The following is a 22481-nucleotide window of genomic DNA, read 5'->3' as shown; positions in this document are numbered from 1 at the left end:
TCGAAGCCGACACGCCTGATCGCCGCCTGCGCCGTCAGTCGTTGCCGAAGCCCTTCCACGCCACCCCGGGAGCGGGACGGCGATCTCACCGGCGGGCGTGGCACAGGCCAAGGCCAGCCACGCCCGTCGTAATGTTGATCACGCGGGTTCAACTTACCTGCCAGGTGACAGGGAAGTCAAAGCCAGCGGGCTTCGGCGCAGGCACGCCGAGCGAGGCGGACGTCAGCACCGCCATCCTGGGAACGCCCGAAGATCCCCGCCCGACCCGCGGCCGGCGTTCTGGTCGCGGAGGTACACCCGGCGCAAATAGGATGACCTCGTGGACCAGGACACCCGGCTCGCCTCGTCCTTCGGCCCGGCCGCGACCGCGTACGCCGAGCACCGCCCGGACTACGCGCACGACGCGGTGCGCTGGGCGCTCGCGCCAGCGCCCGGCCCCCGGGTGCTCGACCTCGGCGCCGGGACCGGCAAGCTGACCGCCGCGCTGGTCGCGCTGGGCGCCGACGTCGTCGCGGTCGAGCCCGACCCGGCGATGCTGACCGAGCTACGCCGCGCGCTGCCGGCCGCCCGCGCCCTGCCGGGCAGCGCCGAGGCGATCCCCCTGCCCGACGGGTCCGTCGACGCCGTGCTGGCCGGCCACTCCCTGCACTGGTTCGACATGACCGTCGCGGGACCCGAGATAGCCAGGGTCCTCGCGCCCGGCGGCATCCTGGCCGGCCTGTGGAACGTCACCGACGACCGGGTCGACTGGGTCGCCGGCCTCGCGCGGGTCGGCGGGAGCGCGGCTCTCGGCCGGCGTGACAGGCTCAGCACCTGGCGCGCCGCGACCGGGAGCCTCCACCTGCCGCGCACTGGCGTGGCCGCCCGGTTCGGCTCGCCGGAGCAGGCCGAGTTCCCACACGGCCAGCGCCGCACCGCCGAATCCCTCGTCGCGAAAATCGCGACACACGCGGGATTGCTGGTCATGCCGGCGCAGGAACAACAGGCCACGTTCGACCGAATCCGCGCTTTCCTCGCCAGCACACCGGCCACGGCCCAGGGCGAGTTCACCCTCCCGATGCTGACCGGCGTCCTGCGCACCCACCGGCTGTAAAGAGGCGCGGCGGGCGCTAGGCGCTGCTCGACTGGCGGAAAGACGCGGTCGCGGCGGCAAGGTCGCCGTCGGGCGCTCGCGTTGCCTTGATCGTCGTTTGGGCCCTCAGGTGGTCGTGACGAGGACGTTTTTACAACCACCCCAGAGCCCAATCGGCGATCATGAAACTGACGGGGTCCACCAGAGGGCCAAACGGCGATCAAGACGGCCGGCGGGCCTTCGCGGTCACCGGCGGCTGGTGGGAACCAGCTCGCGGGCGTTGTCGCGCATGATCTTGATCTGGTCCGCGGCAGAGAATCCCGTCAGGTGCCCGAAGAAGTCGCGGGGATTGGCAACGCCTTCGGCGTGCGGCCAGTCGGAGCCGAACAGGATGCGCTCGACCGGAATGTGCCGCGCGAGCTCGAGGACGTCGTCCTCGACGAAGGGCGCGATCCAGACGTTCTCGTGGAATTGGTCGACCGGGTTCCTGGCGAACATGCCCGGGTTCTGGCTGTGCAGCCGGCGCAGCACCCTGACCAGTTCGGGTACCCAGGTGGCGCCGTTCTCGATGCTGGCCAGCCGGAGGGTGGGATGCCTCTCGAAGAGGCCGTGCGTGAGGACGGCGGCGAGGAAGTCGTGGACCAGGCGGTGGTGCATGATCGCGTCGACGAAGGGCTCGTAGAACGCCAGCGAGGACACCGAGCCCTGGCGACGGCGGCTCTGGTAGCCCCAGGCGCGGGCGACCGCGTCCTCGACGTCGCGGTAGCCGTCGTCGAAACCGGCGTGGGCCGTCATGACGAGACCAGCCTCGGCCACGCGCGCCCAGAACTGGTCGAAGAGCGGGTCAGCGGGCGACTTGAAGCCATCGGCGGTGAACACCGGCCCTGGTCGCAGGGCAGCGACCCGCGCCCCCTTGCCTAGGGCCCATTCGAGTTCGGCGATCGCGCTGGGCAGGTCCGAGAGCGTCAGGTAGGGCACGGCGAAGATCCGGTCCTGGTAGGCGAACCCCCAGTCGTCGTCGATCCAGCGGTTGAAGGCGCGGAAGATGTCGACCGACGCTTCGATGTCCGGCTGCATCGGGCCTTCCATGCAGACGCCCTGGGAGGGGAACAGCCAGAGCGCTTCGACGCCCTGCTGGTCCATGACCTTGATCCGGGCGTCGTGGTCGTACCACTCCGGGTGGTCCGCGGGGTCCTCGCTGGTCAGCGAGCCGGCGACGTCGGCCTTGGTGCCCTTGCCGGCGAAGTAGTCGAACAGCGCGCCGGGCCGAGGCCTCGGGTTGACATCGCCGGGACCGGGGATCCAGGGGTGCAGCTCGCCGCGGACGACGTAACGCATCCGCCCGTCGACCTCTTTGACCTGCACGCCGCGGTCGGCGTACTTGGGGTTGCGATGCCGGGTGAAGGCGTCGCTCGTCTCCCAGTAGTGGTTGTCGACGTCGAACACGGTGATCTGCTCGGCGGATTGCGTCATGGCGATTCCTTCGCTCTGCGAGGGCGTCAGTGGGAGTCGGGCACCACACCAAGAGACGGAAAGGTCGAGGTCGGGGCGCGATCGTGTCCCGTAGCTGCCGCGCCTTGGCCGGTGGCCAGAGACGAGACGATCCAGCCGGCGCAGGTGTCGCGAACGCGGGCCATGTCGACGACCGCCGTGCCGGCCAGCTGAAGTCCCGCGACTCCCCGCATCAGGCCGAGGACCAGCACCGCTGACGTGATCGGATCGACGTCCGCCCTGATCGACCCGTCCCGCTGGCCCGAGGTGATCACGTCCGACAGCGAGTCGTAGCTGTGCCGTTCCGCCTCGGCCATTCCCTGCACGGACGACGAGGCGGGGAACAGCGACCCCCACATCACCAGGAAGGCCCGTTCGTCGAAACCCGGCTTCTCGAACAGGTCGAGGTAGCAGTCGACCGTCAGCAGCACCATCTCCAGCCCGGACAGCTCCTCGGCCCGGCGCGACTGCCTGTCGAGGGTGGCGAGCGAGTGCGCCGCGATGCGTTCCTGAGCGCGCGCGGCCAGCCGGGCCACCAGCGTGTCCTTCGAGCCGAAGAGGTGGGTGGGCAGCCCGCGGCTCACCCCGGCCCGGTCGCCGATGCTGGCCAGTGACGCGCGGTCCACCCCGCGGTCGGCGATCATCTCGGCGGCCGCGTCCAACAGCGCGTCCTCCGAGCGCGTGCGCCGCTCGACCTGGCTGCGACGAGGGCTCTGCGATGGCATGAACCGACCCTACCCGCTTGCTGGGCACCCAACAAGTAAGTTACCTTCCCGGCAGGCTCCGCGCCGTCCCGCCCACTCGGGCTCGCCGGTCCAGGGCCGTCGCAGCCAAGGGAAGGGGACGCAATGTCGAAGCTGGACATCGTCATCAAGGGCGGAACCGTGATCGACGGCCTTCGCACCCCGCGTTACAAGGCCGACGTGGGGATCGCCAACGGCCGCGTCGTGGCCATCGGACGAATCGACGCCTCCGACGCGACCGAGGTCGTCGATGCCTCCGGAAGGATCGTGGCGCCCGGCTTCGTCGACCTGCACACCCATTACGACAGCCAGCTGTTCTGGGACCCCTGGTGCACGATGTCCGGCTGGCACGGCGTCACCAGCGTCGTCATCGGCAACTGCGGCTTCGGTTTCGCGCCCTGCAAGCCCGAGGACCGCGACCGCACGATGCTGAGCCTCTCGCGCAACGAGGCGGTCCCACTCAAGACGATGCGGGCCGGCATGCCCTGGGACTGGGAGACCTTCCCGGAGTTCCTCGACAGCGTCGAGCGCACCGCCAAGGGCGTCAACGTGATGGCCTTCGTCCCGTTGGCCCCGCTCTACGCCTACGTGGCCGGCGTCGACAACGCGAAGGCCTACCGCGTCACCGACGACCAGCTCGACACGATGTGCCGGCTGCTGGTGGAGGGCATGGAGGCCGGCGCCTGCGGCTTCAGCGCCCAGATCAACGGCGAGATCGGCAACGTCCAGCTCGACTTCGACGGCACCCCGATGGTCACCGACCTGATGACCGACCGGGAGGTCATCGGGTTCTCCCGGGCCATGGGATCCCTCGGGCGCGGCGTCGCCCAGCTCACCGGAACGTTAGAGGCCGCCGCGCTGATGGCCCGCGAGAGCGGCCGCGCCATCATCTGGAACGCGCTGCTCGCCGACGGCGCGCTCAACCAGCACGGCGGCGCCAAGTACAGCCACCGCGACGCCATCAAGCAGCTCGAGTACTACAACGAGCAGGAAGGCCTGCGGGTCTTCGCCCAGGCGCTGACCACCAACTTCGTCTCCGAGTTCACCCTCGAGGACTACAACCTCGCCGACGCCATTCCCTGCTGGAAAGAAGCCTGCATGGGAACGATCGACGAGAAGATGGTCAAGTTCGCCGATCCCGTCCGTCGGGCCGCGATGAAGGAGGTTCACGAGGAGCGCGGCGGCCTGTTCGGAGCGGGCTACGACCTGACTGACATCAAGATCCACTGGATCTCCAGCGACGTCCCCAACGCCCAGGAGCTCAAGGAACGCTACGAGGGCTTCTTCGTCGGCGAGGTCGCCGCACGCGAGAACAAGCACGAGATCGACGCCTTCCTCGACGTCGCGGTCGCCGGCCAGCTGCGGGTCGGGTTCGCCACTCCGATGCTGATGACGCCACCGCAGTCGATGAAGGAGATCGCGACCTCTTCCGTCGCGCTGCCCGGCGTCAGCGACGGCGGCGCGCACACCAAGTTCGTCACCACCGCCCGCTACCCCACCGAACTGCTCGGCTACTGGATCCGCGAGCACGAGATCATGTCGCTCGAAGAGGCCCACTGGCGGCTGTCGTACTACCCCGCCATCGCCGCCGGGCTCAAGGGCCGCGGATTCCTCGCCGAAGGCGCCCCCGCCGACGTCGTCGTCTACAACCCCGACACCATCGACAGCGGCCCCCAGGAACGAGTCTGGGACTACCCCGCCGGCGAATGGCGCCTCATCCAGAAGGCCATCGGCTACGACCGCATCATCGTCAACGGCCGCACCACCTTCATCAACGGCGAATGCACCCAGGCCACCCCGGGCAAGCTCCTGCGCCACGGCACGGACTGAACCGGAAACAGACAGGGCCGGCGCGTCGTGATGAACGACGCGCCGGCCCAACCCTGCGGTTCACACGCGGAGGTCATAGGGACGGATCGAGACGGACCAGGTCCAGTGGCGTCTCGTGTTCGTTTGTCGGCATACGGCGACCATATCTGATGGGTCAGACAGACTGCTGGGTCAGTCACAAGGAACTGTCAGCACTCACAACGACGTCCACGAGCGCGCATCCGGACCAACCCTGGGAGCGGTAGTCCCGGCAGCGCGATCGACGTAGGCCAGGAGGTCCGGAGTCAGCCGGTGCATCGCCGGGCGGTCGTGCCAGCGGACGATCAGGCCACCCGCGGCCATGGCGTTGGCGGTTTCGCGGACGAGCGGGCGGTCGTGGATGGTTCGGGTACGAGGCTTTCAGCTTCGCGGAACAGGGTCGGAGCTTGAGTGCCCTTGCTTCCCGCCTGAGGGAGCCCCCTGGACCGAGGTCGGCGTATTAACGGGCACAGCAAAACGCCGCTCGGGATTTACCCGAACGGCGTCCTATCTCCAGGGGACCAAAAAAGCCAAGATCATGGTTCGAACTTGGCAACTCTGGTGGAGCTGAGGGGATTCGAACCCCTGACCCTCACACTGCCAGTGTGATGCGCTACCAGGCTGCGCCACAGCCCCATATTCGTTTTTCCCTACCGGGGCCTTACTGTACTACAGGTTCCGCTGGCCGGGATTGACCGGCCGTGCACGTACTTTACTACCGTTCCGCCTGGTTCAGGCGACCCGCCGGCCGGCTTCCCGTGCCGCTGACCGAGGGTCAGCGGGCCGGCTGCGGCCGTGTCGGCGAGTCTATCGGATCCGTGTCCGGGGCCGACGCGGTGGCGTCTCCGACCACCGCCGTCTGACTCAGGGTCGTCTGACTCAGGGTCGTCTGGCTGGGGAGCACCACCGAGGCGGTCCCTTGCTGCGGACCGGTGTCAACCTTACCAGCCCACGGGACCCCGGCATTGTGCTCGAGGATGCGGAAGCGTCCGTGCTCGCTGCTCAGCAGGGCCCAGTGACAGTTGCGCAGCGGCCCGAAGTGCCACCAGGTGTCCGGGGGCAGGCCGAGCAGGTGGCCGATGAGCGACCGGGCGGTGCCTCCGTGCAGCACGAACACCACCAGGCTGTCCGGATCGCCCGGTAGGCCCGCCGTGACGAGCTCGTCGAACAGTGCGCCGGCGCGGGCCGCCACGTCGCGGTAGGTCTCGCCGCCCCCGCGCGGGATGTCCTCGCCACGGCGCCAGGCGGCGTCCTCCGCGGGGTACAGCCGGCCAGCCTGCTCAGAGGTCAGGCCGGACCAGCCACCGAGGTCGATCTCACGCAGCCGGGCGTCGGACCGGTACAGCGGCCCGATCTGGTCCGCGGTCGCGCGGCAGCGCTGGAGGTCCGAGGAGACGATCAGGTCGGGGCGCATCGCGGCGATGACCGGCCCCACCCGCTCAGCCTGGGCCTGGCCGACCTCGTCCAGCGGCGGATCGGCCTGGCCCTGGAAGCGCCCGTCGTTGTTCCATTCCGTCCGGCCGTGCCGCAGGAGCAGCAGCCTCACCAGGAGCCGGCCCGTCCGCTCGGGTCACCGAGGACGCCTCCCGCGGCGCTGCCGACCCCGGGCTCGGAGCCGCCACCGACGGGGACGGCCGTCCTCGCGGCCGCGTCCCGGTCGACGAACTCGATCTGCGGGCAGTCCTTCCAGAGCCGTTCGAGGTCGTAGAACTCGCGCTCCTCGACGCGCTGGACGTGCACGACGATCTCGACGAAGTCGAGCAGCACCCACCGGCCCTCGCGCTCGCCCTCGCGGCGCAGCGGCTTGACCCCGATCAGGCGGAGCTTCTCCTCGACCTCGTCGACGACGGCCTTGACCTGCCGCTCGTTGTCGGCGGAGGCGAGCACGAAGCAGTCCGTGAGGGCCAGCCGGTCGCTGACGTCCAGGACGGTGATGTCCTTCGCGAGTTTGTCGGCGGCGGCCTGGGCCGCGATGAGGGCGAGCTCGACGGCCCGGGGGGAAGCGGTCACGCTGCGGGGTCTCCAAGAGGTTGGTCGCGGTGTGGCGGAACGGGGCGCCGTCGCGTCCGCGGGCACACGACGCCAACCAGGACACGGTAGCCGCCGACGCACGGGAGGTCACGGCGGTATCGCCCCGGTTCGCCTGGCCCGTGATCAGCGTCACCTCAGCGGCCGGGCGGCGGCCCGTCCGGGTGGGGGTGGTAGAGGCCGCGCTTCACGATGTAGCGGACGACCGCGTCGGGCGTCAGGTACCAGATCGGCGCGCCGCGCCCGACGCGGTCGCGGATGTCGGACGACGAGATCGCCAGCGCCGGCACCTCCAGCAGGCTCAGCGACTGCGCCGGCAGGCTCGCGTCGAAGGTCAGCTGGTAGCCGGGCCTGGTCACGCCGACGAAGTGCGCGAGCGGGAACAGCTCGTGGACGTCGCGCCAGGTGAGGATCTGGGCCAGCGCGTCGGCGCCGGTGATGAAGAACAGCTCGGCGTCCGGGTACTGCTCGTGCAGCTCGCGCAGTGTGTCGATGGTGTACGTCAGGCCGCCGCGGTCGATGTCGATGCGGCTGACGGTGAACTGCGGGTTGCCGGCGGTCGCGAGGAACGTCATGAGGTAGCGGTCCTCGGCCGGGGAGACCTCGCGGTCGACCTTCTGCCAGGGCTGGCCGCTGGGAACGAAGACCACGGCATCGAGCGCGAACAGCGCGGCGACCTCGCTGGCCGCGACGAGGTGCCCGTTGTGGACGGGATCGAAGGTTCCGCCCATGACGCCGAGCCGTCGCACCTCGGGCGCCGGGGCGCCGCCACTCATCGACACCACCGGTCCGGCGCGGGCGGCCGCGCCGCATCGTCGGGGATGCGGCAGCGGACCGCCAGCCGGGGCCACAGCGGCGCCGCTACTCCCCCGCGGTCGCGAAGGCCCTTGTTCGACACCGTCGGACAGTAACGCCGTACGCGGACGACGCGCCCCGCCGAGACGGGATGGAGCCCGACGGAGTGACCCGCGCCATACCGTTGACCCTTGAGTCGCCGGAGCCGGCCGGCGTGGGCCATGCCGGGCCGACGCGGAGTGCTGAGCGACAGGTGGCGGTGGAGAGGGGGTTGACGGCGTCATCGCGCGCTTCGGCGACGAGTCACCGGCTGGTAACCCCGTCGACTCCAAAGAGCCCCACCGAGTCGTGTCCTGGCGGCTAGGCTCGGGGGCGCCGACGGAGGCACTGGTCACAACGGCTCGCGCCCACGGCGGCGACCTGTACCGCCCGGTTCGACGTGTCCACGTCGGTAGAGCGGACGCAGGGCCCGCTGTACAGGTCAACACCCGCTGTACAGGTCAACACCCGCTCCACCAGTCAACACCTGGCCCGCCCAGGCGCACGGCGCCAACGGGCGGCCGCCCTGGCGGTATTGGAGGCCGACCATGCCGGTACCCGGCTCGCGCCCCAGCGGGCGCCATGCGACTCGGCCTGGCCCGGCGCGTCCCGGCGGCTCAAGCCGGCCGCTGTCGGCCGCGCGGCCCGACTCGGCGCCGCCCCGGCCCGCGCCACCCGGCTCGGGCACGCCCGGCCGTCCGCTCGCGCACCGCCGGATCCGACCGTGGCGGTAAGCCCAGGCGTCAGCCCGTTCGCCGGCAAGCCGGCGGATCCGGCTGAGCTGGTCGACGTGGACGCCCTGATCGCCGCCTACCACGACGTCCATCCGGATGCCGCGGACCCGGCGCAGCAGGTCGCGTTCGGGACGTCCGGTCATCGTGGCTCGTCGCTGAACGGCTCGTTCAACGCCGACCACATCCTGGCGACCACGCAGGCGATCTGCGAGTACCGGTCGGCGGCCGGCTTCGACGGCCCGCTGTTCGTCGGCATCGACACGCACGCGCTGTCCGGCCCCGCGCTGGCCAGCGCGTTGGAGGTGCTCGCCGCGCACGGGGTCGACGTCCGGATCGCCCCGGACGGGGAGGCGACCCCCACCCCGGTGATCTCGCACGCGATCCTCACCCACAACCGGTCCGGCCGGTCGGGGGTGGCCGACGGCATAGTCGTCACCCCGTCGCACAACCCGCCGGCCGACGGCGGGTTCAAGTACAACCCGCCGCACGGCGGCCCCGCGGACACCGAGGTCACCGGCGCGATCCAGAACCGGGCGAACGAGCTGCTGCGCTCCGGCCTGGCCGGGATGAGCCGGCTGCCGTACGAGAAGGCCCGGGCCGCCGCGACGGTGCACGACTACGTGACCGCCTACGTCGACGATCTCGTCGAGGTCGTCGACCTGGGCGCCATCCGCGGCTCCGGCGTCCGGATCGGCGTCGACCCGCTGGGCGGCGCGAGCCTGCGGTACTGGCAGGCGATCGCGGAGCGCTACGAGCTGGACCTGACCGTCGTCAACGACACGGTCGACCCGACGTTCGGCTTCATGACGCGCGACTGGGACGGCAAGATCCGGATGGATCCGTCCTCGCCCTACGCCATGGCGTCGCTGCTGCGGCTGACCGGCGCGACGCCGGCGGACGGCCGGCTGGGTTTCGACGTCGCGGTCGCCAACGACGCGGACGCCGACCGGCACGGCATCGTCACGCCCGGCGCCGGTTTGCTGAACCCGAACCACTATCTGGCCGTGGCGATCTCCTACCTGTTCGCGCACCGGACCGACTGGGCCCCGACGACGGCGATCGGCAAGACCCTGGTCAGCTCCAGCATGATCGACCGGGTCGCGGCGGGCCTGGGCCGGGATCTCGTCGAGGTGCCGGTCGGGTTCAAGTGGTTCGTGCCGGGGCTGACCGACGGCAGCCTGGGGTTCGGCGGCGAGGAGAGCGCCGGCGCGTCCTTCCTGCGGGCCGACGGCACGGTGTGGACGACCGACAAGGACGGCCTGATCGCCTGCCTGCTGGCCGCCGAGATCACCGCCGTGACCGGCAGGGACCCGGGCGTTCTCTACCAGGAGCTGACCGAGAAGTACGGCGCCCCGGCCTACCGCCGGGTCGACGCCCCGGCGAGCACCGCGCAGAAGGACGTCCTGAAGAAGCTCACCCCGAAGGCGCTCGGCGCGACGACGCTCGGCGGCCAGCCCATCGTCGCCACGCTCACCCACGCCCCCGGCAACGAGGCGCCGGTCGGCGGGATCAAGGTCGTCGCCGACGACGCCTGGTTCGCGGCCCGCCCGTCCGGCACCGAGGACGTCTACAAGATCTACGCCGAGAGCTTCCGCGGCCCCGACCATCTGGAGTCGGTGCTCGCCGAGGCCCAGGCCATGGTCGACGCGGCGCTCGCCAGGGGCTGACCGCGGCCGCGGGCCCGGGAAGGCGGGCCTGGCTGTCAGCCGACGGCCAGGCCCACCCGGATCAGCCCCCGCCGCCCGTGGTCTCGACGCCGCCGGTCGTCTCGGTGCCGGGCTCGTCGTCCGCGACGGCGGTCGCCTCGGTGGGCCTGGCCTTCCTGGCGGCAGGTGCCGGGACAGCTACCCGGCTGGCCGGGGTGCCACCGGTACCACGGCGAATCCGGCCGACCAGGCGGTAGAGCAGGTAAAGGACGGCGACCACCAGCGCGATGAGCGCGACCACGCCGAGCGCGGAGATGATGCCCTCCAGGCCGCGCAGGAAGCTGCGGCCCGCGACGCGGAACGCGTGCACGAAGCCGTTCTCCTTGCCCGGCTCGTGCACCTGGGCGCCCTTCTCGCTCAGGTCGACGGTCAGGGTGCCCAGGTCGCTCTGGTCGGCGAGGACCTTGCGCTGTCCCTCGATCTGCTCGATCTGCGTCTGGACCCCGTCGATCTGCTGCTGGACGGCAAGGATGTCGCCGACCGTCGTCGCCTTCGACAGCAACGTCAGGTAGGTGCCCCGCGACGTCGTCAGCGCGTCCTCACGGGCCTGCAGGTCGACGTACTGGGCGGTGACGTCCTGGGAGGACGTCGTGGACGACTGGACGGTGCCGACGCCGGTGACGGCGTCCTGCAGCTTGCCGAACGAGGCCGCGGGCACCCGGACGGTGATCGTGGCGCTCTGCGGGACGTCGTCGGTGGTGGTCGCCGTACCGGTCACCTGGTTGGCCGACAGGTAGCCGCCCAGTCCCTGCGCGGCGGCGGAGATCTTGTGGATCGTCGGATCGACGGCGCCGGCCGCCACCTGGACGTTCATCGACCCGGTCCACACGATGCGCGGCTGGACCCCGGCCGGCCGCCCGGCGCCCGAGTCGGCGCCCGTCGGAGCCGGCGCCACCCCGGAGCCCGCGACGGACGAGGCGGCGCCGGCCGCCGGTGCGGCGGCGGAGTCGGGCGCGATCTCGGTCCCGCCGGCCGAGCTGTCCGCACTGTTGACGCCGAAACCACCCGCCGGAGCGGCGGCCGGGACCGACCTCGCGCTGCCGCTGGAGCTGTCGCCTCCATTGCCGCCACGTGAGCCGACGACGCTGCCTAGCACCGCTACCAGCACCACGATGCCGACCAGCACGACCGCCGCGACGATCACGCCTCGGCGGGAGAAGCGAATCCCCCGCGAGCCAGCCGGCCAGCGGCCTGCTCCCACACCGGGACTGTCGTCCCGCCCATCGGCCACGGGCTCGACCCGGGTGTCCAGAAGTTCGTCCACCGCCATCGCCGCGTTCCTCCTCGGTCTGCGCGGTGCGCTCTGAGGCACCACGATGACGTTGGACGCGCCCGGCCGCAGACTGGTTCACATCACCCGGAAATGGCGGAGAGCCGGCGCGGCGCACCGACAGTCCCGGCCGCCGACCCGCCGCGCTACGCCGTGGTTGTTGAGCGGAGCGAGACCGCGACGATCGCGCAGGACTGAACTGGCGTACCGGACCCCCGGCGTTGGATGGCTGGTCAGGCGGTGATGAAGGCCGAGGTGCGCAGCAATGCGCGCAGGTGGCGGGGCGGGGGTGAGCCGTGCGCGAGGAGCTCGTCGTGGAAGGCGCGCAGGGCCGAAGGCGCCGGGCTCAGCGACTGGCGGAGTTCGGTCAGCTCCTTCCAGCCCACGAAATAGGTGGACAGCTGTCCGGAGGTCAGCAGCGCCCGGCGCCACTTGCCGAAGGCCTCGCCCTCCTCCTGTAGCCCGCGATCCCTCATCAGGGACATCGCCTCCGCGCGGGACATCCCTTCGCAATGCACGCCGTGGTCGAGCAAAGCATTGATCGTCATCCTCAGCTGTACCTTCAGCTGCTGCAGCCGCACGGGCAGCCCGCCGAAGCCGGCCTCAGCCATGAGCTGCTCGGCGTAGACCGCCCAGCCCTCGGTGAATGTCCCGGACCAGGCGGCGGCCCGGACCCGCGTCGGGCCGCGGAACCGAGTGGACGCGGCAAGCTGCAGATGATGGCCCGGGATCGCCTCGTGGACGGTCAGGTTACGCAGAGAGGCCCGGTTGTACTCGCGGTAGAACGACCGCCGGCGTTCCTCAGGCCAGCCGGCGAGCGTCGGGGCGATCGCGTAGAAGGTAGTTAGAGGCGCGGTCTCCAGCGGTCCGGGCGGGTCGCAGTAGGCGACCGAGACGCCCCGCGCGAACTCTGGCATCACGACGACCTCCAGCGGGGCATCGGTCGGGCCGACCAGCTCCGTCGCCGCGAGGAAGGCGTTGACCTCCGCGAGCGCCGCGCGGATGTCGGCGACGACCGTCGCGTCGGTCGGCGCGTCGGCGGCCACCCGGTCGAGGGCCCGACGCACGACGCCGGGGCCAGCCGGTTCGCCCAGGAACTCGGCGGCGACGGCGGCGATCTCCTCAGAGAGCCAGTCGAGCCGTTCGCGGGCCGCGGAAACGATCTCGGCCGAGGTCAGGTCGCTGGCCAGCGCATGCCCGAGCCGGCCCGCCCACAGCCGTTCGCCAAGCCGTGGGCCGCGTGGGTCGGCGTCGAGACGCCCGTCGTCCCCCGCCCCTCGGTCGGCCTCGGTATCCGCGCCAGCGCCCGAACCGGCCGCCGCGCCGGGCAACCGGTCACGCAGCCAGTCGGCGAACTCCTCGACGGCTCGCAGCGCCGCCGCCTGGGCTGGCTCGACCAGCGAGCGCAGCGACGGCTCCCCCGCCAGCATCGCGCCTACGTCCGCACCGATGAGGCCGGCCAGTCCACCGGCCTGCCCGACGGCGGTCTCGACGTGCACCCGGGGCATCGGGCCGAGGACTCGCCTGGCGGTCGCCAGCGCGTCCGGCAGGGCCCCGAGCCGGCCGGCAAGCAGCCGCAGCCGATCGGGGGCTGGCGCGAACGGCCGGGCGAGCAGACGGTGCAGCGCGTGGCCGGGCAGGTGGACGAGTGGGTTCCACTCGTGCTCACGCAGCGCGGTGGCTTCGAACTCCTGGGCCGCGAGCAGGTCTGAGAGCATCGACCGGTCCACCGCCGCCTCGGGGTCAAGCCCCGCGACGTCGACCCGGTCGAGCGCCGCCCGGTGCCGGGCCAGCGCCCGGACGAGGTCGGCGTGCGCGCCCCGGCCGTAGTCGGTGAGCCGGTCGTCGAACCTGTGGTCGCCGAGCTCGGTCGCCCACTCGGGCCGGCGCGCGAACAAGTCGTCCAGAATTCCGTCGGCCACCGCCGCGAGATCCGACGGCGCAGGGGAGCTCCTCATGGCCTCAACGTTAGGCAGTCGATGCGGCTTCCAGGTGTCCGACGTCGCGGCGCTCGACCGCCCTGTCAACGACGTCGCCGTAGGCCCGCAGGTCCAAGCCACACGGGCCGACGCCCGGTCAACCGGCGCGGACGGCCGCCAGAGTGGTGCCCCGGCGCTCGAGAGCCTCCTCGACGCGCCGCTGTATGTGGACGATCAGCGCGTACTGGTCCGCGCAGAAGACCGTCGGGTTGGTGAATCCGCCCCCGGGCCGGTAGCGGTGCGGGAACAGCCCAGCTCCGCAGGTCGCCACGACCTCGCAGCGGTGGCACTCGGCGGAAAGGCCATGCAGCCCGAGTTGGCGCTGCACGAAGGCCGGAACGTCGAACAGCGCGTCGAGCGGGTCCGTGAACACGGTCCGACCGCTGGCGGCGGCGCCCTGCCCGACGGCCTTCAGCGTGTCCACCTGCTCATAGGAACCGTCCGACTCGACGACGACCAGCGCGACCGGGGCGAGCCCGAACGACTCGTGGGCGCCTACTCCCCCGAGCAACAGATGCACCAGCGACTCGAAGGTGCGCACCGAGAGCTGCCTGATCGGCGCGTCGAACCAGCTGTCGAACAGCGGGATGAGCCAGTCGGCGTAAGGGGTGCGACCATCGCCCGGGGTGAGGCCCGGTGGTGGGTTTTCCCAGGTGCCGTGCGGGAGCAGGAAATCCGCGCCCTCGACGCCCAGCCTGAGCAATTCGCCCCAGACCTGGGCCGGGTCCGCCTCCAGTTGAATTGTGCACAGCAGTCCGAGGAAATGCGAGCGGAACTCGGGCCGCTGCATCATGCGAATAGCCGCGACCACCTCGTCATAGCTGGACCGGCCGTCGGCGTAGGTGCGATGCAGGTCGTTGGCATATCGGTCGCCGTCCAGGCTGATGCCGACGCCGATGTCCTCCTTGAGGAGGAATGCCGCCATCGGCTCGTCGAGCAGCACGCCGTTCGTCTGCACCGTGACGGTGACCTCCGTCAGCGGGGTGAGACGCTCACGGAGGATGCGGACGATCCGGCGCAGCCGATCCTGGCCCGCGAGCAGCGGCTCCCCGCCGTGAAGCCGGAAGTTCACGAACTCCAGTTCGTGGGTTCGCACGTGCTCGGCGACCCGGTCCGCCGTCGCGGCCGCTGTCTCGTCGGTCATGAACCGCGGCTGAGCTCGCCACGACTGGTCGGCCAGGTGATAGACGTAGCAGTAGTCGCAGTCGAGGTTGCAGCGCGAGGCGACCTTGAGAACGAACTCACGGAACGGCGTGGGCGTCCACCCGGGCGGTAGCGGCGCGTTCCAGGCCGCTGCCGCTCGATCCGCCGCGGGGATGAAGCCCGCGTTGGCCGGCCCGCGAACCGGTACCGGCCACGGCAATGCGGCGGGCACCACCCGTCAGTTCTTGGTGTCCGTCAGCCGGGAGGCCGACGTGGACGAGGAATGACGTGGGCGGAACAGGCACGGGCCTGAGTTGTGCACGTAGGCGCCGCTCACCAGGTCTCCGTCGGCGGACGCCCGCCGGGCGAGGGCGTGGTCAAGCGCGGACATCCCGGAATCGAGGTCACTGGTGCTCGCGGCGAACGCGGACTGGTCCATGATGGGCCCCCTGTTGCACACCTGGGCGGCGCCATCGCGTCCTGGAGGATCGGTCGCTGTCACGGCCCCGCAGGAGAATTGTCCCAGCAAGGTCGACAGGATTCCGCCGAATCGCGTAACAGCCAACGGATCGGGGAAATCAGGTCGGCAGGAGCCGCTCGATGAAGGCTTCCAGCTGTTCGACGTTGCGGCACTCGACCATCTCGTCGACGATGTCGCCGTAGGCCTTGGTCGCCGAGTCGCCGGAGCCCCAGTAGGACTTCGGCTCCGGGTTCAGCCAGTAGGCGTGCCGGGCCTGGGAGCACAGCCGCTTGAAAATGGTCGACTCGGTCGCGCGGTAGTTGTTGCGGGCGTCGCCGAGGACGAGCAGGGACGTCTTGGGGCCGACGGCGTCCGGATAGCGCTCGGCGAACACCTCGATGGCGTGGCCGTAGTCGCTGTGGCCGTCGAACCAGACCAGGTCCGCCTCGCTGGCGATCCGGCCCATCATGTCGCCGAGGTCGACGCCGCGCAGGAACCGGGTGACCTCGTCGGTCGTGTCGATGAAGCCGAACGCCCGCACCTTCGAGAACTGCTCGCGCAGGGCGTGCGTGAGCATCAGGGTGAAGTGCGCGAACGACGCGACCGAGCCGGAGACGTCGCACAGCACGACCAGCTCGGGCTTGTGCGGCTTGTGCGGGCGGTGCTTGGTCTCCAGCGGCACGCCGCCCGTGGCCAGCGACGCGCGGACGGTGCGGCGGAAGTCCAGCCGGCCGGTGCGGCCGGACCGGCGCTTGGCGGTCAGCCGGGTCGCGAGCCGTCGGGCCAGCGGGTAGACCTGGCGGCGCAGCTCGACGAGGTCCTGGTGGGAGGCCCGCAGGAACTCGACCTGGTCGGTGAGCGGCTTGACCGCCGTGCGCTCGGTGGCCTGAAGGCCGCGTTCCTCGGCCATCCGGCGGCGGATCTCGGACTGGATCATCTCCTCGAAGGAGCGGATCCGGTCGGTGATGGTCTGCCGGGCGATCCGCTCGGCGAGCCCGCCGCGTTCCTGTGGGCCGAGCATCGCGGCGAGCAGGGCGGCGATCAGGGTGTCCGGGGACATCGCGCGCAGCACCCGGAAGACGAACCACGAGCGGCCGTTCTGCCCGCCGCCGGGGGCGGAGCCGAACGCGGCGACGGCCTGGCGGGCGAGGTCGCGCAGCGACTCGTCGTCGCCGTCGAGCAGGGCCTGCTGGAGCTGCTCGCGCAGCGCCTTCTTCAGCGCGTCCAGCTCCTCGCGGGTCGGCTCGCGCTCCTCGCCGCTGGGCTCGCCGTCACCGAGGCCCGGGACGCCGTCGCCGCCGATGGCCACGCCGTCGCCGATCCGGGGCGGGAAGTACAGGTCGAACAGGGTGTCGAAGGCGTTGCGGTAGAGCGGCCGCTTGCACATCGTGGTCGCGAAGGCGGCCCGGACGGCCTCCCGGTCCAGCCAGCCGATCGCGCCGACGGCACGGGCGGCGTCGACGGTCTCGGCCGTGCTCACCGGCACGCCGGCCCGCCGTAGCGCGGCCGTGAACTCGACCGTGCGGTCCACCAGGTTCATCCGAAACCCCTGTTCATCCGACCGGACCCCTGCCGACCGGGTCGGGTCAGTTGGCGCCGAGCTTGAGCTGGCTGATCGCGCGGGCCTGGTCGCTCGCGTGCTTGAGCACCACACCCAGGGTGCTCTTCACTTCTTCCTCGTCCAGCGAGTCGAAACCGAGCGCGAGCACGGTCTGGCCCCAGTCGATGGTCTCCGCGATCGACGGGGCCTTCTTCAGCTCCATCGCGCGCAGCGCGCGGACCGTGCGGACCAGCGCCTCGGCCAGCTGTTCCGGCAGCTCGGGGACCCGGGCGAGCAGGATCTCCTTCTCCCGGGCCGCCGACGGGTAGTCCAGGTTCAGGTAGAGGCAGCGGCGCTTGAGCGCCTCCGACAGCTCACGGGTCGCGTTCGAGGTCAGGACGACGAACGGCCGGCGGGTCGCGGCGATCGTGCCGAGCTCCGGGATGGTCACCTGGAAGTCGGAGAGCACCTCCAGCAGCAGGCCCTCGACCTCGACGTCGGCCTTGTCGGTCTCGTCGATGAGCAGCACGGTCGGCCCGTCCCGGCGGATCGCGGACAGCAGCGGCCGGGCGAGCAGGAACTCCTCGCTGAAGATGTCGTCGTGCGTCGAGCGCCAGTCACCACCGCCGTCGCCGGACGCGGACTGGATGCGCAGCAGCTGCTTCTTGTAGTTCCACTCGTAGAGCGCGCGCGCCTCGTCCAGGCCCTCGTAGCACTGCAGGCGGATCAGCTCGGCCCCGGTGGACCCGGCCAGCGCCTTGGCGAGCTCCGTCTTGCCGGTGCCCGCCGGTCCCTCGACCAGCAGCGGCTTGCGCAGCCGGTCCGCGAGGAAGATGGTGGTGGCGATCGCCTCGTCGGCGAGGTAGCCCGTCTCCCGCAACCGGCCGCGGACGTCCGCGACATCAGCGAAGGCGTGTTCCTGCAACGACATGGACTTCCCCGCCCTACGTCCGTCTCATCGCCGCGCACGGTGCGCGCGACCCGGCGGCGAGTCGGCGCGCATGGCCAACACGTCGCACTGATCCCCTTGGATCCGTTATCCGTCCGTCCCATAGTGCCAGTGGAACGGGCCAGAATCGCGTACTGCTACGAGTCCGGGATGTGATGGACGCGGAGGGTTATGTTTCGCGTGGATAACTTTCCTGGTCAGGCCCACGTGGGGCACCGTTCGTGACCGGTCAGATCCGGTCGTAGGCGGGCAGTGTGAGGAACTCGGCGAAGGGTTCACCGAGCGCGGTCTGCTCGAAAAGCTCGAGGGCGTCCGCCCATCGCCCGCCGGCCTTTCCGGCCTCGGCCGATTCGCCGGCGCCCGGCAGAGAGCCCGCTTCCGCGTCCGGGACCGGGCCCGACGGGCTCAGCCGAGCGACCTCCTCGGCGAGGATCTGGCGGACCAGCTCGGCGGTGACGACCCGGCCGTCGGCGAGCTTCGCGCCGGCGGCGACCCACTGGTAGAGCTGGCTGCGCGAGATCTCCGCGGTGGCCGCGTCCTCCATCAGGTTGTCGATGCCGACCGCGCCGGAGCCGCGCAACCAGGTCTCCAGGTAGCGCAGCCCGACGCTGATGTTGATCCGCACCCCCTGCTCGGTGATCTCGCCAGGGGTCGCGGCGACGTCGAGGAGCGCGTCGGCGGTGACGTGGACGTCGGGGCGCTGCCGGCTGAGCTGGTTGGGCGCGGCGCCCAGGACGCCGTCGAAGACCTCGGTGCAGACGGGGACGAGGTCGGGATGCGCGACCCAGCTGCCGTCGAACCCGTCCCCGGACTCGCGGACCTTGTCGGCCCGGACCTTCGCCAGGGCGGCCGCGTTCACCGCGGGGTCGCGCCGCGACGGGATGAACGCCGCCATGCCACCGATCGCGTGCGCGCCGCGCCGATGGCAGGTCGAGACGAGCAGTTCGGTATACGCCCGTAGGAACGGCGCGGTCATCGTCACGGCGTTGCGGTCGGGCAGGAGGAACTCGCCGGGCCGGGCGGCGAACGTCTTGATCGTGGAGAACAGGTAGTCCCAGCGGCCCGCGTTGAGCCCGGCGGAGTGCTCGCGCAGCTCGTAGAGGATCTCGTCCATCTCGAACGCGGCCGGGAGCGTCTCGATCAGCACGGTGGCCCGGATGGTGCCCTGGGCGAGCCTCAGGGCGTCCTCGGCGAAGCCGAACACGTCGTTCCACAGCCGGGCCTCGAGGTGGCTCTCCATCTTCGGCAGGTAGAACGCCGGGGTCCGGCCGGCCGCCGCGAGGGTCCGCGCGTTGCGGAACAGGTAGAGCCCGGCGTCGAACAGCGAGCCGGACACGGCGGCGCCGTCGACCATGACGTGCCGCTCGGGCAGATGCCAGCCGCGCGGCCGGACGACCAGGGTCGCGGGCCGGTCGACGAGCCGGTAGACGCGGCCGTCCGGGTTGGTGAAGGACAGCGTGCCCGCGATCGCCGCGGTGAGGTTGCGCTGGCCGTCGAGCAAGTTCGCCCAGGTGGGGACGTTGGCGTCCTCGAAGTCCGCCATGAACAGCCGGGCGCCGCTGTTGAGGGCGTTGATGACCATCTTCGCGTCCGTCGGGCCGGTGATCTCGCAGCGGCGGTCGGCCAGATCCGGGGCGGGTGGGGCGACCGTCCAGGCGCCGGCGCGGACCTCGGCCGTCTCGGGCAGGAAGTCCAGCGATCCGCCCGCGGCGATCGCGGCCCGCCGCCGGGCCCGGTTGGCCAGCAGTTCGGAGCGCCGCGCGCCGAACGCGCGCTGCAGCCCGGCGACGAACGCCACCGCGTCGTCGGTGAGCACGTCCGCGGCGAGCGAGGCCGCGTCCGAGGCGTCGAGCCCGGCCACCTCCCGCTCGACCTCGACGCCGTCCGTCGCGCCCGCTGACTCGCCTGTCGCACCCATCGCGCCTCCATCCCTCGCCGGCCAGGTCCCAGTCTGGCCGCCGCCGGGGCCAACGGGCGCCACCTGGGCAGATATATCCGGGCGCGCGGTGTACTTCCCCGCTGATCCGGTCTGCCTGACGTCACGTCGAGACGGCCTAACACTCACGTTAATGTCGACCCTATCTTCCACACGGAAGTAAATTATGAAACATGACTCCCGAGACCTCCTACGTGAATGAAGGAGAAATACGGAATACTCTTCTCGTGTCCCTCGGAGAAGGAGGCTGGAATGCCGGCAGAGCCACTGCCGATCACCGTCATTGTGCCGATCTACAACGGTGCGGCACTTCTCGGTGACGCGTTGACCAGCGCGTTGACACAAGAACCACCGCCGGCGCGGGTGATTGTGGTGGACGACGGCTCCACCGACGACCCGGACGCTGTCCTGGCCGAGTTCCCCACGGTCGAAGTGATCAAGCAGCAGAACCAGGGCGTCGGAGCGGCGCGTAATGCCGGCCTGCGGCGGGCGGACACCGACTACGTCGTGTTCCTCGACCAGGACGACCGCCTGGTGCCCAGCGCGCTGGCACACGCGACCAAACTCCTGGACACGGAACCGGACGCCGCGTTCGTCTCCGGGCGCAACCGCATGATCAGGGCCGACGGCGCGCCGTGGGAGTCCGGCGCGGCGGACCTGCGGCCGGCGGTCCGGCGGGATCACTACCGGGAGCTGCTCTATCAGTCCTGGATCGTTCCGCCCTCGACCGTGCTGTTCCGCCGTTCCCTGCTGACGACGGCCGGCGGCTGGTCGGAGGACCGCAGGCTGAAGGGCGCCGACGACTACGAGCTATACCTCCGGCTCGCGCGCCAGTACCCGGTGCTGGATACCGAGGAGTGCTACGCGGAGTACCGGATGCACGGCGCGAACACGTCAAGCGACGCCCAGAAGATGCTCGACGGCATCACGTTCGTGCTGCGCCGCGAACGCGTCCACACACAGAGCAGCATTGAGCTGGAGCGGGCCCGCCGGTCCGGGCTGGCGTTCTGGCGGGCGGTGCTGGGCCTCAAGGCGGCGGGGCAGGAACTGATGTTGGCGGCGAAGACCCGTCAGGCCATTCCCGCCGCGGCCGGCAAGGCCGTCGTCATGGTCGCCCGCCACCCGGTCTCTTTCGGCGAGTTGGTGAAAGACCATCTCGTGCACGCCTCCGCCCGGGCTGGCGGTGGCGGCTTTCGCGCGGTGCTCGTCGAGACCCGCCGCCGCCTCGGCTGACCAGCGGCGGGCCCGGGGTCGGTTCTCGGCTGCTGAGCGACCGCGAACCGGCCCGGGGTGGGCCTCGCCGAGCCGGTCAGACGCCGAGCCGGTCAGAGACGCCGAGCCGGTCGGAGCCGGGTCAGAGACGCTGAACCGGTCAGACGAGGTGACCGTCGCCGATGCCGATCCAGGTGGTCGACGTCAGCTCGGGCAGGCCCATCGGGCCACGCGCGTGCAGCTTCTGGGTGGAGATGCCGATCTCGGCACCCATGCCGAACCGCTCGCCGTCGGTGAACCGGGTCGAGACGTTCACCATGATCGCGGCGCTGTCGCAGGTGGCGATGAACCGCCGGGAGGCGGCGAGCGAACTGGTGACGATCGACTCGGTGTGCCCGCTGCCGTAGCGACGGATGTGCTCGACGGCCGCGTCGAGCGACGGAACGACCTTCACGGCGAGGTCGAGCGAGAGGTACTCGGCCGCCCAGTCGTCCTCCGTCGCCGCCAGCGCGGTCGGGTCCGCGGCGCGCACCGCCTCGTCGCCGTGGATCGTGACGCCCGCCGCGGTGAGCGCGCCGAGCACCTTCGGCAGGAACTCCGCGGCGACGTCGGCGTGCACGAGCAGCGTCTCGGCCGAGTTGCAGACCGAGACCCGCTGGGTCTTGGAGTTGACCGCGATCTCCACCGCCATGTCGAGGTCGGCGTCCTTGTCCACGTAGACGTGGCAGATGCCGATCCCGGTCTCGATCACCGGCACCGTCGACTCCTCGACGACGGCGCGGATCAGGCCGGCACCGCCGCGCGGGATCAGCACGTCGACGAGGCCGCGCAGGCGCATGAGGTGCTTGACCGACTCGTGGTCGACCCCGGGGACGAGCTGCACGGCATCGGCCGGCAGGCCGGCGGCGACCGCGGCGTCGCGCAGCACGCCGACGAGCGCGACGTTGGACCGCTGGGCCGAGGCACTGCCGCGCAGCAGCGCCGCGTTGCCGCTCTTCAGGCACAGCCCGGCCGCGTCGACCGTGACGTTCGGCCGGGCCTCGTAGATGATCCCGACCACGCCGAGCGGGACGCGGACCTGGCGCAGCTCGATGCCGTTGGGCAGCACCCGACCGCGCAGGACCTCGCCCACCGGGTCGTCGAGCGCGGCCACCTGGCGCAGGCCGTCGGCCATCGCGGTCAGCCGGGCCTCGGTGAGGGTGAGCCGGTCGACCAGCGCGGGCGAGGTGCCGGCCGCCCGCGCCGCGGCGACGTCCTCGGCGTTGGCGCGGATCAGCTCGTCGGCGCGGGCCAGCAGCGCGTCGGCCATGCCCAGCAGGGCGGTGTCCTTGGCCGCGCGTGTCAGTGGGGCGAGGACCGCCGCGGCCTGCTTCGCGCGTACCGCGCTCGCTCGGACATCGTCCGCGGAGACCTGCATGACCCGTTCCCTTCTCGGCGGCGAACAGGGCAACCCGGCTCGGGGCCGGCGCCGCGCGCCATCCAACGAGGCTACCTGCCCGGATTCTCCCGCGCCGGACCGGACGGAGAAGGCCGCGT

17 protein-coding genes and 1 tRNA gene are annotated in these 22481 nt (G+C 71.2%); 4 read left to right on the top strand and 14 right to left on the bottom strand.

The genetic code is table 11. The annotated features are described in order from the left end of the window. The first annotated feature begins 319 nt into the window (after positions 1–319). Positions 320–1093: a class I SAM-dependent methyltransferase gene (locus FRAEUI1C_RS09910; RefSeq protein WP_013423158.1), complete on the top strand. Its 774-nt coding sequence runs from the start codon at positions 320–322 to the stop codon at positions 1091–1093. A gap of 225 nt (positions 1094–1318) precedes the next feature. Here FRAEUI1C_RS09910 and FRAEUI1C_RS09905 read toward each other — a convergent pair whose 3' ends face one another. Together FRAEUI1C_RS09905 and FRAEUI1C_RS09900 are read right to left on the bottom strand one after the other, a co-directional pair. Then, positions 1319–2545 carry an amidohydrolase family protein gene (locus FRAEUI1C_RS09905; protein WP_013423157.1) on the bottom strand — a complete coding sequence of 409 codons (1227 nt, stop codon included), beginning with the start codon at positions 2543–2545 and terminating at the stop codon, positions 1319–1321. 26 nt (positions 2546–2571) lie between these two features. Beyond that, the gene (locus FRAEUI1C_RS09900) at positions 2572–3288 is read right to left on the bottom strand and encodes a TetR/AcrR family transcriptional regulator (RefSeq protein WP_013423156.1); all 717 of its coding nucleotides are present in this window, start codon (positions 3286–3288) and stop codon (positions 2572–2574) included. Between the two features lie 123 nt (positions 3289–3411). Here FRAEUI1C_RS09900 and FRAEUI1C_RS09895 point away from each other — a divergent pair, with 123 nt between their 5' ends. Beyond that, positions 3412–5136 (top strand): N-acyl-D-amino-acid deacylase family protein, encoded by a 1725-nt coding sequence (locus FRAEUI1C_RS09895; RefSeq protein ID WP_013423155.1) that lies wholly within the window; start codon positions 3412–3414, stop codon positions 5134–5136. A gap of 577 nt (positions 5137–5713) precedes the next feature. Here FRAEUI1C_RS09895 and FRAEUI1C_RS09890 read toward each other — a convergent pair. The 4 genes from FRAEUI1C_RS09890 to nadD form a co-directional block, all read right to left on the bottom strand. Next, positions 5714–5790, bottom strand: a tRNA-Ala gene (locus FRAEUI1C_RS09890). A 139-nt stretch (positions 5791–5929) separates the two neighbouring features. Continuing rightward, positions 5930–6700, bottom strand: a complete 771-nt coding sequence (locus tag FRAEUI1C_RS09885; RefSeq protein WP_013423154.1) for a histidine phosphatase family protein — start codon at positions 6698–6700, stop codon at positions 5930–5932. Next, complete coding sequence (gene rsfS / locus FRAEUI1C_RS09880; protein WP_013423153.1) at positions 6697–7164, bottom strand: ribosome silencing factor; 468 nt, start codon at positions 7162–7164, stop codon at positions 6697–6699. Before rsfS ends, FRAEUI1C_RS09885 begins: the two co-directional genes overlap by 4 nt. Before the next feature lie 155 nt (positions 7165–7319). Further along, positions 7320–7958, bottom strand: coding sequence for a nicotinate-nucleotide adenylyltransferase (gene nadD, locus FRAEUI1C_RS09875; RefSeq protein WP_013423152.1), 639 nt, complete (start codon positions 7956–7958; stop codon positions 7320–7322). 782 nt (positions 7959–8740) lie between these two features. Between nadD and pgm the strand changes: the two genes are divergently transcribed. Next, positions 8741–10417: a phosphoglucomutase (alpha-D-glucose-1,6-bisphosphate-dependent) gene (pgm, locus tag FRAEUI1C_RS09870; RefSeq protein WP_013423151.1), complete on the top strand. Its 1677-nt coding sequence runs from the start codon at positions 8741–8743 to the stop codon at positions 10415–10417. 61 nt (positions 10418–10478) lie between these two features. Here pgm and FRAEUI1C_RS09865 read toward each other — a convergent pair whose 3' ends face one another. From FRAEUI1C_RS09865 to aceB, 7 genes are all read right to left on the bottom strand, one after another. Further along, on the bottom strand, positions 10479–11726 hold the full coding sequence (locus FRAEUI1C_RS09865; RefSeq protein WP_013423150.1) for a DUF4349 domain-containing protein: 1248 nt from the start codon (positions 11724–11726) through the stop codon (positions 10479–10481). Positions 11727–11959: 233 nt separating this feature from the next. Further along, a complete protein-coding gene (locus tag FRAEUI1C_RS09860; protein WP_049806865.1) occupies positions 11960–13684 on the bottom strand; it encodes a DUF885 domain-containing protein in 1725 nt (574 codons plus the stop codon). A 118-nt stretch (positions 13685–13802) separates the two neighbouring features. Continuing rightward, complete coding sequence (locus FRAEUI1C_RS09855) at positions 13803–15080, bottom strand: FxsB family cyclophane-forming radical SAM/SPASM peptide maturase (RefSeq protein ID WP_157734881.1); 1278 nt, start codon at positions 15078–15080, stop codon at positions 13803–13805. 6 nt (positions 15081–15086) lie between these two features. Next, the gene (locus tag FRAEUI1C_RS09850) at positions 15087–15287 is read right to left on the bottom strand and encodes a hypothetical protein (RefSeq protein ID WP_013423147.1); all 201 of its coding nucleotides are present in this window, start codon (positions 15285–15287) and stop codon (positions 15087–15089) included. Positions 15288–15426: 139 nt separating this feature from the next. Continuing rightward, complete coding sequence (locus FRAEUI1C_RS09845) at positions 15427–16848, bottom strand: vWA domain-containing protein (RefSeq protein WP_013423146.1); 1422 nt, start codon at positions 16846–16848, stop codon at positions 15427–15429. A 46-nt stretch (positions 16849–16894) separates the two neighbouring features. Continuing rightward, a complete protein-coding gene (locus tag FRAEUI1C_RS09840) occupies positions 16895–17779 on the bottom strand; it encodes an AAA family ATPase (protein ID WP_013423145.1) in 885 nt (294 codons plus the stop codon). A 247-nt stretch (positions 17780–18026) separates the two neighbouring features. Continuing rightward, positions 18027–19715, bottom strand: a complete 1689-nt coding sequence (aceB, locus tag FRAEUI1C_RS09835) for a malate synthase A (RefSeq protein ID WP_013423144.1) — start codon at positions 19713–19715, stop codon at positions 18027–18029. Positions 19716–19985: 270 nt separating this feature from the next. On the opposite strand from aceB, the gene FRAEUI1C_RS36080 reads away from it, so the two are divergent. Next, positions 19986–20966: a glycosyltransferase family 2 protein gene (locus FRAEUI1C_RS36080; protein ID WP_013423143.1), complete on the top strand. Its 981-nt coding sequence runs from the start codon at positions 19986–19988 to the stop codon at positions 20964–20966. 139 nt (positions 20967–21105) lie between these two features. On the opposite strand, the gene FRAEUI1C_RS09825 is transcribed toward FRAEUI1C_RS36080, so the two are convergent. Next, positions 21106–22362 carry a glutamate-5-semialdehyde dehydrogenase gene (locus FRAEUI1C_RS09825; protein WP_013423142.1) on the bottom strand — a complete coding sequence of 419 codons (1257 nt, stop codon included), beginning with the start codon at positions 22360–22362 and terminating at the stop codon, positions 21106–21108. Between the last annotated feature and the right edge of the window lie 119 nt (positions 22363–22481).

Origin of the sequence: Pseudofrankia inefficax (assembly GCF_000166135.1) — a bacterium.
Lineage (GTDB): Bacteria > Actinomycetota > Actinomycetes > Frankiales > Frankiaceae > Pseudofrankia > Pseudofrankia inefficax.
The sequence above is the reverse complement of the archived record's forward strand: the minus strand, read 5'-3'. Positions and strand labels throughout refer to the sequence as shown.